This is a genomic window from Streptomyces sp. CLV115 (genome assembly GCF_038448545.1).
GTDB classification, from domain to species: domain Bacteria; phylum Actinomycetota; class Actinomycetes; order Streptomycetales; family Streptomycetaceae; genus Streptomyces; species Streptomyces sanglieri.
In genome coordinates, this window is record NZ_JBCEWQ010000098.1 from 18,573 (window position 1) to 32,390 (window position 13,818).

Annotated in this window: 9 protein-coding genes and 1 tRNA gene; 8 read left to right on the forward strand and 2 right to left on the reverse strand. The window is 73.5% G+C overall.

Going from position 1 to position 13,818, the window contains the following annotated elements:
• Positions 1-73: 73 nt before the first annotated feature.
• The 5 genes from AADR41_RS27920 to AADR41_RS27940 all read left to right on the forward strand — a co-directional run bounded on the left by AADR41_RS27920 (position 74) and on the right by AADR41_RS27940 (position 8,008).
• Entirely contained in the window at positions 74-1,618 is a 1,545-nt protein-coding gene (locus tag AADR41_RS27920; protein WP_342284169.1) for an alpha/beta hydrolase, read from the forward strand.
• A gap of 118 nt (positions 1,619-1,736) precedes the next feature.
• Positions 1,737-1,810 (forward strand) — tRNA-Thr (locus AADR41_RS27925).
• 300 nt (positions 1,811-2,110) lie between these two features.
• Positions 2,111-3,103, forward strand: a complete 993-nt coding sequence (locus tag AADR41_RS27930; RefSeq protein WP_342284170.1) for a hypothetical protein — start codon at positions 2,111-2,113, stop codon at positions 3,101-3,103.
• A 91-nt stretch (positions 3,104-3,194) separates the two neighbouring features.
• Entirely contained in the window at positions 3,195-5,042 is a 1,848-nt protein-coding gene (locus tag AADR41_RS27935) for an HSP90 family protein (protein ID WP_342284171.1), read from the forward strand.
• Positions 5,043-5,044: 2 nt separating this feature from the next.
• Complete coding sequence (locus AADR41_RS27940; protein ID WP_342284172.1) at positions 5,045-8,008, forward strand: tetratricopeptide repeat protein; 2,964 nt, start codon at positions 5,045-5,047, stop codon at positions 8,006-8,008.
• A 69-nt stretch (positions 8,009-8,077) separates the two neighbouring features.
• Here AADR41_RS27940 and AADR41_RS27945 read toward each other — a convergent pair whose 3' ends face one another.
• Positions 8,078-9,034, reverse strand: a complete 957-nt coding sequence (locus AADR41_RS27945; RefSeq protein ID WP_342284173.1) for a helix-turn-helix transcriptional regulator — start codon at positions 9,032-9,034, stop codon at positions 8,078-8,080.
• Between the two features lie 96 nt (positions 9,035-9,130).
• On the opposite strand from AADR41_RS27945, the gene AADR41_RS27950 reads away from it, so the two are divergent.
• Both AADR41_RS27950 and AADR41_RS27955 read left to right on the forward strand, forming a co-directional pair.
• On the forward strand, positions 9,131-10,120 hold the full coding sequence (locus AADR41_RS27950; protein ID WP_342284174.1) for an MDR family NADP-dependent oxidoreductase: 990 nt from the start codon (positions 9,131-9,133) through the stop codon (positions 10,118-10,120).
• Positions 10,117-11,220, forward strand: a complete 1,104-nt coding sequence (locus AADR41_RS27955; protein WP_342284175.1) for a winged helix DNA-binding domain-containing protein — start codon at positions 10,117-10,119, stop codon at positions 11,218-11,220. Before AADR41_RS27950 ends, AADR41_RS27955 begins: the two co-directional genes overlap by 4 nt.
• A 305-nt stretch (positions 11,221-11,525) precedes the next feature.
• Here the strand turns inward: AADR41_RS27955 and AADR41_RS27960 are convergent, their stop codons facing one another.
• Positions 11,526-12,206, reverse strand: a complete 681-nt coding sequence (locus AADR41_RS27960; protein ID WP_342284176.1) for a phosphotransferase — start codon at positions 12,204-12,206, stop codon at positions 11,526-11,528.
• Positions 12,207-12,384: 178 nt separating this feature from the next.
• Here AADR41_RS27960 and AADR41_RS27965 point away from each other — a divergent pair, with 178 nt between their 5' ends.
• Positions 12,385-13,755: an alpha-lytic protease prodomain-containing protein gene (locus AADR41_RS27965; protein ID WP_342284177.1), complete on the forward strand. Its 1,371-nt coding sequence runs from the start codon at positions 12,385-12,387 to the stop codon at positions 13,753-13,755.
• The last annotated feature ends 63 nt before the right edge of the window (positions 13,756-13,818 follow it).

Below are 13,818 nucleotides of genomic sequence, written 5' to 3' on the forward strand. Positions count from 1 at the left end.
CATTCATGATCGTGCGTTCACCCGTACGGGGAGCGAATCGGGCGAGTCGTCACATGGCGACTACGCTCCGAGGATGAACACCAGGCGCTCGCTCCGGATTCTCGCCACCACGCTCGGCACCGCCGGCCTTCTCATCTCCGGCTGCAGCAGCGGCAGTTCGACGAGCACCTCGCCGTCCACCTCGCCCGCGTCGTCCGGGTCGGCGGTCCCCGCCGGGCTCAAGTCGTACTACGCGCAGAAACTTGAGTGGCGGGACTGCGGCGTCGAGGGGTTCCAGTGCAGCACGATGAAGGCGCCGCTGGACTACAAGAAGCCGGACGGTGGCGAGATCAGGCTGGCCGTCGCCCGCAAGAAGGCCACCGGTCCCGGCGAGCGGATCGGCTCCCTCCTGGTGAACCCGGGCGGCCCCGGCGGGTCGGCCATCGAATATCTCCAGAGCTACGCGGCCGTCGGCTACCCGGCCCAGGTCCGGGCCCGGTACGACATGGTCGCCATCGACCCGCGCGGAGTGGCCCGCAGCGAGCCCGTCGTGTGCCTCACCGGTCCGCAGATGGACGCGTACACCCAGGTCGACCAGACCCCGGACGACGCGGCCGAGGTCACCGACCTGGGCGACGCGTACAAGCAGTTCGCGAACGGCTGCGAGAAGCGCTCCGGCGAGATCCTGCCCCATGTCTCCACCGTCGAGACCGCCCGTGACATGGACATGCTGCGAGCCCTGCTCGGTGACGAGCGGCTGCACTACGTCGGGGCGTCGTACGGAACCTTCCTCGGCGCGACGTACGCGGGACTCTTCCCGGCCCGGGTCGGCCGGCTGGTCCTGGACGGCGCGATGGACCCGTCGCTCGACGCCGTCGCGCTGAACCGCGACCAGACGGCGGGCTTCGAGACCGCGTTCCAGGCCTTCGCCGCCGACTGTGTGAAGAAGGCGGACTGCCCGCTCGGCACCACCTCGACCGCCGATGCCGCCACCCGGCTGAAGCGGCTCTTCGCCGACCTCGACGCCCGGCCGATCGCCACCGGGGAGTCCCGCAGGCTCACCGAATCGCTGGGGACGACCGGGGTCATCGCCGCCATGTACGACGAGTCGGCCTGGCCCCAGCTCCGCGAGGCCCTCACCGCCGCGCAGAAGGGCGACGGCTCCGGCCTCCTGGCCCTGTCGGACAGCTACTACGAGCGCCGGCCGAACGGCACGTACGCCAACCTCATGTTCGCCAACGCCGCCGTGAACTGCCTGGACCAGCCGCCCGCCTTCGCCGACGCCGAGGCCGTCACCCGGGCCGTCCCCAGCTTCGAGAAGGCCTCCCCGGTCTTCGGCAAGGCCTTCGCCTGGGCCGCCCTGAACTGCGCCGACTGGCCGGTCCCGCCCACCGGCACCGCGCACCGCATCGAGGCGAAGGGCGCGGCCCCGATCGTGGTGGTCGGCACCACCCGCGACCCGGCCACCCCGTACAAGTGGGCCCAGTCCCTGGCCGGCCAGCTCTCCTCGGGCACCCTCCTCACCTACCGGGGCGACGGCCACACGGCGTACGGCCGCGGCAGCGACTGCATCGACTCGGCGATCAACACCTACCTCCTGGAGGGCACCCCGCCGACGGAGGGCAAGAAGTGCTCCTGATCACCCCGCAACGTTGCTGACCTGCGAAAACGGCCCGGAGCGAGGCTGGTACGGAGCACCCCCGGAAACTGTGTAGACTTGGCGACGCTGCTGATCGCACCATGGTGCGACAGGGCGTGCCGCCTTAGCTCAGTTGGCCAGAGCAACGCACTCGTAATGCGTAGGTCTCGGGTTCGAATCCCGAAGGCGGCTCTGTGGAAGCCTCAGGACTCACTCGCCGTGACCTGGGGCTTTTGCTTTTGCCGGATGCGGCGGCGTCGGGGGCGGGCCGCGCGAGTGCCGACGGCCTTCGTGGTTCGGAGCCTGTCGGCCGCCCGTGTCCTTGACGGCCGTGCGGGCCGGACCTTCGCGGACGGCGGATGCACCCGCCCTCGTCGGGGACGGACGTCGGGACCGTGGCGTGAAGTACCCGTGAAAACTCTGTGGAAGCGATGTCGGTGGGGCCGCTTATGCTGCACCGGACGATCGCGCGGGACCAGGGGAGGGCTCGGTATGTTCGGCAGGCTGTTCGGCGGGGACGGGGGCGGGGGGAGGACGTCGGCGGATCCGTATGCCCTGCCCGCTCCGCGGCGGCGGAGGAACGGGGCGTACGCGCTGCGTGCGCTCGGGGATGCGCGGGTGCTCGCGCTGGTGGAGGCGGCCGACGCGGGTGACTGGGAGGCGGTCAAGGCGGCGCTGGTCCCCTTCGATCTCGGCCACGACCACAAGGTCCTGGGGCAGTTGGCCGACCTGGACGGTGTGCAGGACTGGATCGTCCGTGCCGTCGAGGAGGACAAGGAGCACCGGGCCACCGCCCTGCTGATATCCGGGGCGCGCCACGTCGTCTGGGGATGGGAGGCGCGTACGTCCGCGCGCGCGGCGAACGTCACGCAGGAACAGTGGCGGGTCTTCCACGAGCGGCTCGACCTCGCCGAGGAGCAGCTGTTCGAGGCCGCCGAGCTGGCGCCGGAGTGGATCACGCCGTGGCGTTACCTGCTCACCTCCGGCCGAGGCATGTCGCTGGGCCCGGTCGTCAACAGGACCCGGCTCGACGCCGCCCTGCGCCGCGATCCGCTGGACCTGGAAGTCCACATCGACTGGGTTTCGCAGTTGCAGCCCCGCTGGAGCGGTGAGCCGGGCCAGGCCCTGGCATTCGCCCGCGACGCGTTCGCCCGGGCTCCGCAGGGGCACCGGATCGGCTGTGTGATCGCCATGGCGCACATCGAGGAATGGGTCGAGTCGGAACACGCGGGGTGCCTCGAAACCCCCGAGATCCAGGCCGAGTTGCGCAACGCGGCCGATCACAGCATCCTTCACCCCGCCTACGTACGCCGGCCGGGCTGGCAGCAGGACTTCAACATGTTCGCCATGGCCCTGTCGCTGGCCGGTGAGCGCCACACGGTCCGGCGCGTCTTCCAGGCGCTCGACGGCGCCCGTACCGAATGGCCCTGGTCCTACTTCGCCGAGCCCGAGAAGCAGTTCGCCTGCCACCAGCGCCGCGCCTGAGCACCGCACACCGGTCCCGGTTCCGGCTGATGCCGAAGCCGCTTGCGGCCGTGCCCCGCCACCCGTTGTCCCTTCCACCCCGGACTGCCCGATGACTCTGCCCGACACCGCCGCGAACCCGGCCGGCGCCGACCGCACCTTCCAGGTGGATCTGCGCGGCCTCGTCGATCTCCTCTCCCACCACCTCTACTCCAGCCCGCGCGTCTACCTCCGCGAGCTCCTGCAGAACGCCGTGGACGCGCTGACCGCCCGGCGCGGACTCGCACCGGACGCCCCCGCCGACGCCTTCGGAATCCGCCTGTACGCCGACGGTTCGGTGGTACGCGTCGAGGACGACGGCGTCGGTCTCACCGAGGCCGACGTACACAGCTTCCTCGCCACGATCGGCCGCAGCAGCAAGCGTGCCGAGCGGATCGCCGAGCAACGCGCCGACTTCATCGGCCAGTTCGGCATCGGGCTGCTCTCCTGCTTCCTGGTCGCGGACGAGATCCACGTCCTGAGCCGCTCCGCCCGCACCCCCGACGCACCCGCCGTGGAATGGCGGGGGCGCGGCGACGGCAGCTACACCGTGCGCACCCTGCCCGCGTCCGCCCGCCCCCGCCCCGGGACCACCGTCACGCTGACGCCGCGCGCCGACACCGGTGAGTGGACCCGGCCGGCGCAGGTGCACGCGCTGGCCCGGCACTTCGGCTCCCTGCTGCGCCATCCGGTGACCTTCGACGACGGCACGGGCGGTCAGGGCGTGGCCGTCAATCCGGAGCCCGCACCCTGGGCCCGTACGTACCCCACCCCGGGATCCCGTTCCCGGGCGCTGACCGCGTACGGGGAGGGGGTCTTCGGGTTCACGCCGCTGGACACCATCGAGCTGGACCTGCCTGCCGTCGGCCTGAAGGGCATCGCGTGCGTGCTGCCCGAGGCGGTGCCGGCCGGGCGCCGCCACGGCCATCGCGTGCACGTCAAGGGCATGCTGCTGTCCGAGCAGGCCGAGGAACTCCTGCCCGAGTGGGCGTTCTTCGTCCGCTGTGTCATCGACGCCGAGAGCCTGCGCCCGACGGCTTCCCGCGAGTCCCTGTACGAGGACGACACGCTCGCCGCAGTCCGCGACGCCCTCGCCGACCGGCTGCGCGAGTGGATAGCCCGGGCCGCCGCCAGCGATCCGGACCTGCTCGGCCGGTTCCTCCAGGCCCACCACCTGGCCGTGAAGTCGCTCGCGGTGCACGACGACGAGATCCTGCGGATGCTGCTGCCCTGGCTGCCGTTCGAGACCACCGACGGGCACACCACTCTCGACGAGTTCGCCCGGACCCACCGCACCGTGCTCGTGACGTCGAGCGTGGAGGAGTTCCGGCAGGTCGCGGCGATCGCCTCGGCCGCCGGACTCGGCGTCGTCAACGGCGGCTACACGTACGACCGTGAACTGGTCCACCGGCTGCCCGAGATCAGGCCCGAGGTCAGCGTCGCCGACCTCGACCCGGCGACCCTCACCGCCCACCTCGACCCCGTCGACCGCGAGACCGAGCTGGCCGCCGTGGCCTACCTCGCCCTGGCCCGCGACGCCCTCGCCGTCTTCGACTGCGATGTCGCGCTGCGCACCTTCCAGCCCGCCTCCGCCCCCGCCCTCCTCGTCGACAGCCGCGAGGCCCGGCACGAGCGCACCCGCTCCCAGCTCGCCCGTGAGCAGGAGGGCGGCGTGTGGGGCGACATCCTCGGTGCCCTGCGCCAGGAGGCCCCGCGGGCCCAGCTGATCCTCAACCAGCTGAACCCGCTGGTCCGCGCCGCCGTCACCATCGAGGAGCCGGAGCTGGCCCGTACCAGCGCCGAAGCCCTCTACGGGCAGGCCGCGCTGCTGTCCCGGCGCCCGCTCAGGCCAGCCGAATCCAGCCTCATCAACCGCTCCTTCCTCGACCTTCTCGCCCACGCCCTCCGCAAGGACAGCTGACGATGCCGACCGCACCCCGGAACACCGACGAGCTGTACCAGGCGCTGGAGGAGAACGACCGGCTCCCCTACGGCCGCACCCGCACGGTCGCCGCCGAGGAACTGGTGGACGCCGCCGAGCAGTTCGCCGAGCCCGTCCCGCTCGTCCACGCGCTCTTCGAACTCCAGGAGGCGTACACCTACGGCTCCGAGCCCCGGAAGTCGCCCGTCGTCTTCGCCCGCCTGCTCAACCTGTTCGACGAGCAGCCCGACGTATTCGACGAGCGCCGGCGGCACACGCTGTTCTGGCGGTTCAAGTGGGTGGCCGACGCGCTGCGCGTGCTGCCCGAGGTACCCCTTTCCAGCCTGCACCAGTGGCTGGCGGAGATGCGCGACCGGTACGAGAAGGCCGGCCTGGGACTCCAGCCCTACTACGGGCAGGCGTACCAGCTCGCCGCCCACACCGGTGAGGGCACCACCCTCGCCTACGAGCTGTGGGCGGGCCGCTCCCGGACCCGGCTCAGCGACTGCGAGGCCTGCGAGATCTGCGAGCGCGCCCTCCACCACCTCGCGGCGGGCGACGACGAGCGGGCGCTGGACGACTGGGCACCCGTCCTGGCCGGGAAGGAGTCCTGCCAGGAGGAGCCGGCCCGTTCCGTCTCGTACGCGCTGCTGCCCCTGCTGCGCAGCGGCCGCGTCGACCGGGCCCGCGAACTGCACCTGGCCGGCTACCGAAACTGCCGCCGCAACCCCTCGATGTCCTCAGAGGTCGGCCGGCACCTGGAGTTCTGCGCGCTGACCGGCAACGAGGCGCGCGGCCTGGAACTGCTCGCCGAGAACCGGAATCTCTTCGGCGAGGTGGACTCGCCGCTGGACCTGTTCGACTTCCTCACCGGTGCGGAGGTGCTGCTCCAGCGCGTCGAGTCCCTGGGACACGGCGAGCTGCCCGCAGCCGGGTACGCGGGCCGCGCCTGGACGGTGGCCGGCCTGCGCGCCGAGGTGCGGGGGCGTGCCGACGACCTCGCCGCCCGCTTCGACGCCCGCAACGGAACGACGGCCCACACCGACCGCCGCAGGGCCCGCCTCGACCGCGCCCCGCTCGTGGACGCGCTGGAACTGACCCTGCGCACCCGTGGCCTCGACGAAGTGGCCCCGGCCGCCCCGGTCGCCGCGCCCGTCGCCCGTACGGCCGCCGAGGTCCCCGATTCGCTGCCCGAACTCATCCTCCGGGCACGGACGCTGGACGAGCAGGGGCACCCGGACGCGCGGGCGTGCTGGGCGAAACTGCGCACGCTCGCCACCTCCCGCGACTACGCCCACCCCGACGATCCGGCCGTCGGCCCGCTCGCACGGCTGCGGGCGGACCTGCTGAGCGACGAGGCGAGCCGGACGGGCGAGAAGGACGAGTTCGCCGAGGCCGCCGCTCTCCACGAGGAGGCCGCGGCCCTGTACGAGGACGCCGGAGTCCCTGGCGACGCGGCGGTCGCGCGTGCCTGCGCCCTGCTCGCCGCTGCGGAGGGGGCCGAGGAGGCAGGCGGTACCGATGGGACTGACGGTGCCGCCGGGGCCGGGGTGAAGGTCGCCGCGTTGGCCGCCGCTCACGCGGACATGGTTCGCCTGCACGAGGAGGCGTCCGGCCTCGCCCCGCACCAGGAGGCCCGCCTGCTGCGGTTGCGGGCGACCGCGCTGGGCATGCGGCTGCAGACGTCGGGGGACGAGGCGCACGTCGCGCCGGTCCTCGCCGAGGCCGACCTGCTGCTCGCGTTCGCCACCCGGCACGATCTCGGCGGGCAGATCTCCGGTGCCCTGCTGTTGCGGGGCACCACCCATGCCCTCTCCGGCGACCTGCCCGCCGCGCTCACCGTCATCGACGGCGTCCTCGACCGGCTGAAGGCGCACGGCCCCGCCTGGCACCTGCCCCGTACGCTCGCGCTGCGCGGCCGGCTCCAGCTCGGCCTCCGGGACGTGCAGGCCGCGCAGGCCGACCTGGCCGAGGGGCTGCGACTGGCCGCCGACTGGCCGGCCGACGTGGTCGACACCGCACGCCTCCACGCCGATCTGGCAGAGGTCTGCATGCACCTCGGCCGCCCCGACGAGGCACTGCGGCACCTGACGCGTTCGGCGGAGCTGGAGCTGCGCCGGGGCAGCCGGACGGACGCGTACTGCGCCTACAGCAATGCCGCTCAGCTCTGCCTCGACCTGGGCCGCGTCGAGGACTGCATCGCGCTGCTCGACTCGCTCCTGGCCGAACCGGACGTCGCCGCCAAGGAAGTGGACGACCGGCTCGTCGCCCAGCTGCGCCTGACCCGAGCCCGCGCGCTGCACGCGGGGGAGGACCTCAAGGCCGCCACGACGGAGTTCGTCGCGCTCGCGGCCGAGTCGGCACGCTGGGACGACGACCCGGGGAGCCACGTCATGATCGCCGCGGAGACGGCCGTACTCCTCGGTGAGTCCGGTGAGTTCGGCCGGGCGCGCGAGGCCGCGGAGCAGGCGCTCGCCGCCCACGCCCGCGTCCCGCGCTACGAGCAGCTCAGCGGCTGCCTGCGCGAACTCGCCCGTCTCCAGGCGGAGCAGCAGGGCCCCGAGGGCCTGGCCGACGCCCTCGCCAACCTCGCCGACGTCGGCCGGATCGCCGACGAGGCCCGTGCCGCCGAGTACGAGGCCCAGGGCCGTTCCCTGGACACCGCCCTGGCCTATGAGCACGGGCGGGTCAATGCCTACGCCGGTGAGTACGAGGACGCCCTCGCCGCACTGGAGAAGGCCCTCGCCCTGCTCGGCGGGCCGGCGCCGGAGAAGGGCGGGGACCACGCCGGTGAGTGGGCCGAGTGCGTCCGTCTCACGGCTGCTGTGGAGGGCATCTACCTGGAACGCCCCGCCCCCGCCCTCAACCGCCTCGACGCGGCGGTCTCCCGACTGACCGCCCTGGGCCACACCGAGGAGGCCGAGCCGCTGTCCTCCCTGGCGAACCGGCTGCGCGACGGGGAGTGACGACCCGCCCGCCCCCGCGTGCGGCGGACGGACGCGCCGAGTGATCCGCCCGCGCGGTGGCGGGGCGGATCACCGGGGCGCGGGGACGGCCCGGAGGAAGCGGGCGCCCCAGTCCTGGACGTGCGCGGCGAACTCCGGTGGCCCCAGCACCTCGAATTCCGCGCCCACGTTGCCCAGCGCCTGGGCCGGCCAGTCGAGGGAGGTGGAGGTCATGGTGAGGCGGCAGCTGTCCGGGGCGAGCGCTTCGACCGTGCCCCACTGGCCGACCGCCTGCCGGACCCGCGCGGCGGGCGCGTGGACCAGGGCCTCGACCGTGTACGGGGCCGGGGCGCCGCTCGCCGCCCGGACGAAGGCCGCGGCGTCCTCGGCCGGGAGCGGGCGGGGGCGGAAGCGGGTGCCGGTCGCCGTCGGACCCGTCAGCCGGTCGAGGCGGAAGCTGCGCCAGTCGTGCCGGTGCAGGTCGTAGGCGACCAGGTACCAGCGGCCGCCGGTGGCGACGACGCGGTGCGGCTCGACCTCGCGCTCGGCCGGTGCCGAGCCCCTGGACGTGTAGCCGAACCGCAGCCGTTCCTCGTCCCGGCACGCCTGGGCGATCGCGGTGAGCACGCCCGCCGCGACGGCCGGCCCGGACGCGGAGGCGGAGACGGTCACCGCGCGCAGGGCGTCCACCCTGGCCCGCAGCCGGGGCGGCAGGACCCGTACCACCTTGGTCAGTGCCCGCAGGGATGCCTCCTCCATCCCCGCGATTCCGCTCTGCGCGGCGTCGCCGATGCCGACCGCGAGAGCCACCGCCTCCTCGTCGTCCAGCAGCAGCGGCGGCAGTACGGCGCCGGGCGCGAGCTGGTAGCCGCCGTCCGTGCCCCGGGCCGCGCTGACCGGGTAGCCGAGCTCGCGCAGCCGGTCGATGTCGCGGCGCAGGGTCCGCTCGGACACTCCGAGCCGGCCGGCCAGTTCCAGGCCGGGCCAGTGGCGGTGGGTCTGCAGCAGCGAGAGCAGTCTGAGCGTCCGTGAGCTGGTGTTCGCCATGCCCGGATCCTCTCGCGACTTCCGGCCGGAAAGTGACCGGAAGGCTCCCTAGAGTCGATCCCGAAGGCCGAACCGGACCGACGTGAGGACCAAGAAATGATCACCCGTGAGATCCAGCTGACCAGGCAGATCACCGGCGTCCCCACGCCCGGCCACTTCACCGTCGCCAAGACGGCGGTGGAGGGCGAGGTCCTGGTGCGGACCGACCAGGTGGGGCTCGCCGCGACGTACCTGGAGCTGATGCGGGCCGACTGCACCATCCCGGTGCCCGCCTGGCGGCCCGGACAGCGGGTGGGCGTCGCCACCGTCGGCACCGTCGTCCGGTCCGAAAGCCCCGAGCTCGCGGTCGGTGACCTGGTCCGGTCGATGAGCGGCTGGAGCGAGTACTCGGCGGGCCCGGCCTCCGGGTACGTCAAGCTCGACCGCGGGCTCTTCCCCGACCCCGGACACCACCTCGGGCAGGGGCCGACCGCGTACTACGGAATGGCCGGCGTGGCGGCCGTGGGCGCGGGCGACGTGGTGTTCGTCTCCGGTGCGGCGGGCGGGATCGGCTCGCTGGCCGGGCAGATCGCCAGGTGCCTCGGCGCGGCGCGGGTCATCGGCAGCGCCGGAAGCCCGGCGAAGGTCGACTACCTGGTGAACGAGCTCGGCTACGACGCCGCGTTCGACTACCACGACGGTTCCCCGGCCGACCGGCTGAGGGAGCTCGCGCCCGACGGCATCTCGGTGTTCTTCGACGTCGTGGGCGGCGCGCAGTACGAGGCGGCGTTGCGGGTGGCCCGGCCCGGGGCGCGCTTCGCGCTGTGCGGCTCGCTGTCGAGCCAGCTCGGTGACGCCGCGGAGCGCTTCTCGAAGCCCGACCCCGTGGCGGCCGGGGCCAGGAACGTGGAGCTGCTGCCGTTCTCCTGCCACCACACGCCCGATCAGATCGCGGCCTGGCAGGAGCACTTCGGCACCTGGCTGGCCGAGGGTCGGTTCGTCTACCCGCAGACGGTTGTCGAGGGCGGGATCGAGGACGTGCCTGCGGCGTTCCTCGCCCTGCTCCAGGGGGCCCACCGGGGCAATGTGTCGGTGCGGCTGTCGTGACCACCCTCTCCCACCGGGCGCTGAACCGGGCACTGCTGGACCGTCAGTTCCTGCTGGCCCGCACCGATCGCACCCCGCTGGAGGTGATCGGGCGGCTGGTCGCACTCCAGGCGCAGGAGCCCAACTGGGCCTACGTGGGGCTGTGGAGCAGGATCAACGGCTTCACGCAGCCCGGGCTCACCGCGCTGCTGGAGGACCGGCGGGTGGTCCGGTCCGGCCTGCTGCGCTCCACCCAGCACCTCGCCGCGGCCGACGACTTCCGCCGGCTGCGGCCGCTGCTGCAACCCGTGCTCGACCGCACCGCGGCATCACCGCACTTCACCCGGAACAGCACCGGCCTGGACCCGGCGTCCCTGGTGTCCGACGCGCTCGGCCTGCTCGCGGGCGGAACCCTGTCACGCAAGGAGCTGGCCCGGCGGCTGGCCGAACGCCACCCGGGACGCGACGGGCGGATCCTGGCCGGCCAGGCGGAGCTGAGCACCCCCCTCGTCCATGGCGCGGCCACCGGAGCGTGGGGCTCCTGGGGCAACCGGTCGGCGGTCTCCGTCACGCCCGCCGACGCCTGGCTGGGCCGTCCGATGGCGGTCGTCGCGTCGGCGGCCGCCGCCAGGGAGTCGGCGAAGGAGCTGGTCCGCCGCTATCTGGCCGCCTTCGGCCCGGCCGGGGTGAAGGACGTCCAGGCCTGGTGCGGGCTGACCCGCCTCGGCGAGGTCGTCGCGGAGATGCGCGGCGAACTGCGCCGCTACCGCGACCCGGACGGCCGGGAGCTGTTCGACCTGGCCGGCGCGGAGCTGCCCGACCCCGCAACCCCCGCCCCGGTGCGGCTGCTGCCTGCCTTCGACAACGTCCTGCTCGGCCATGCCGACCGCACCCGCGTCATCAGCGACGAGGACCGCAAGCACGTGATGCCCGGCCAGGCCCGGGTGCGCCCCACCTTCCTGGTCGACGGCCTGGTCCACGGAACATGGTCCCTGGACGCCGGCACACTGCGGCTGGCCCCGCTCCGCCCGCTCGCCGGTCCCGACCGGGCGGCCCTGGAACAGGAGGCGGAACGGCTGCTGCCGTTCGTGGGCGGTGCGGCGGTGAGCCGGTCGTCCTGAGCGGTCCGGTGCCGCGGCGCAACCGTGCGCGGACGCGGGGCCGCGTCCGGATCCCGGCGGCGTTCCCCGTCCGTGCGCCACCGGCGCTCCGGGCCTACGCCGCTGGTGGAGTTCTGTTCTCCCGTGACGGGAGCCGGCCCATGACGTGTTCCTCAACACCGGCACCGACTACCGGGGTTCGGAACCGAGCACCCTCTTCGGCTAGGCGATCACCCGTGTCGTGACCCCGCGGCACGTCCGTACGCTGCCGGCCCGGCCCGCCGGGCGGTAGCGCGAGGAGGGGGAGGGAAGGGGTGCGGGGCGGTTCAGGCGGTCAGGTCCGCGACCAGGGATGCCGCCCGGTCGATCAGCGCCACCTCCTGCGGGCCCGTCGCCGGGTCGGCCGCGCGGTGCGCGACGGCCTCGGTGAGGTGACGGGCGGGGATGCCGCCGTCGGCGGAGAAGCGCGGCAGCAGCTCGGTCAGCAGGGCACGGGCTTGCGCCGGCGCCGGAAATCCGGGATCGATCGCCGCCTGGGCCAGGATCAGGGACGTCATCGCCCGGTCCGCGGCCGGAACGCCCTCCCTGGTGTTGCTCCAGTCGATCACCACCGGCCCCCGGTCCGTCAGCATCACGTTGTCCGGGTGCAGGTCCAGGTGGAGGATCCGGTCCTCGGGATCCGGGGACAGCCGGGCCGGAACGGTGTGGAGTTCGGCGAGCAGCCCGGCCAGCACGGCTGCCGCGTCGGCCGTCGACACCTCGTCGGCCAGCAGGGAATCCAGCATCGTCGGGCCGGTCAGGCGTTGCAGCACCAGGTCGCAGGCGGGTGTCTCCGAGTCCCGGGGGCCGAGGCGGGGGACCGGGAAACCGTGTGCGCCGAGGTAGGACATGACCACCCACTCGTGAGTGGCGTCCATGCCGTCGCGGTAGTGGCGCAGCACCCACTTGTCGTCCAGCGCGTACACATCGGCGGATCGGCCGGAACCCAGTAGCTCACCTATTCGCATGGGGCGAACCTACGGGGATCGGCGGCGTATGTGGACCTCCCCGGCGCGACCACGGAGCAGGGCCGTCGCGGCCGGCCGGGGCCCCATAACGCGAAGTGAGGGGGTGAACGGGATCTCCTGGGGATGACGTGTACGCGGCTACCTTGACGGCAATTCCCCCGAAGTCAAGGAGAGTTCCGTGGAGAGCTCCGTGCTCCGCAGACGTGCCCTGGCCGCGTGTACCGCCACCGTGGCCGTCGGTGCGCTCGCGCTGGCCGGCCTGACCGGCAGTGCATCCGCCGATCCGGCTTCGCAGTTCCGCACCCCCACCGCCACGGGGACCGGGCAGCTCTCGCCCGGTCTGCTGAAGGCCATGCGGCGCGATCTCGGACTGACCGCCGACCAGGCGCGCAGCCGGATCGGCCACGAGGCCCGGGCGGCGGCCGTCGCCGCCGCGCTGAAGCACTCCCTCGGCGCGGACTTCGCCGGGGCCCGGGTGAGCGGCGACGACGCGGCCCTGACCGTGGCCACCACCGACGCCTCGGACGCCGCCCGGATCCGCGAGGCCGGTGCCAGGCCCGTGGTCGTCGAGCACAGCCAGGCCGAACTCGAATCCGCCAAGGCCGCGCTGGACCGCGTCGCGCTGCGCCGGGCCCCCGAGGGGGTGCCCGTCTGGTACGTCGACGTGGCCACCAACCGGGTCGTCGTGCAGGCCGCCCGCGCCTCGGCCGCCGACGGGTTCCTCGCCGAGGCGGGGGTGGCACGCGATGTGGTGACGGTGCGTCGGTCCGCGGAGCGGCCCCGTACGTTCGCCGATCTCCGGGGCGGTGACGCGTACTACATGAACGGCTCGGGGCGCTGCTCCATAGGCTTCCCCGTCAAGCGCGGCGGCAGCCAGTCCGGCTTCGTCAGCGCCGGTCACTGCGGGACGCCCGGGGTCAGCACCAGCGGGTACAACCAGCAGGCCCAGGGCTCCTTCCAGGGTTCCACCTTCCCCGGCCGCGACTACTCCTGGGTCGCCACCAACACCGGCTGGACGCCGCGAGCCCTGGTGAACGGCTACGGCAACGGCGATGTGACGGTCACCGGGTCCACCGAGGCGCTGGAGGGGGCGTCGGTCTGCCGCTCCGGCTCGACGACCGGCTGGCACTGCGGGACGGTCCAGCAGCGCAACACCAGCGTCACCTACCAGGAGGGCACCGTCTCCGGTGTCACCCGCACCAATGTGTGCGCCGAACCCGGTGACTCCGGCGGCTCGTTCATCTCGGGCAGCCAGGCGCAGGGCGTCACCTCCGGCGGCTCCGGCAACTGCTCGCAGGGCGGTACGACGTACTTCCAGCCGGTGAACCCGGCGCTCCAGGCGTACGGACTCACCCTGGTCACCAACGGCACCCCGCCCGACCCCACCGACCCGCCGACCGAGCCGGGCGGCACCTGGGCGGCCGGTACGACGTACGCGTCGGGCGACATCGTGACCTACGGCTCCGACAGCTACCGCTGCCTCCAGCCGCACCAGGCGCAGCCCGGCTGGACGCCGCCGAACGTCCCGGCCCTCTGGCAGCGCGTCTGACGGCCGCCCCGCACCCCGGCCGCTTCCGCGACCCGGCCGGTCCGGGGGCCCCGGCCGGGGGGG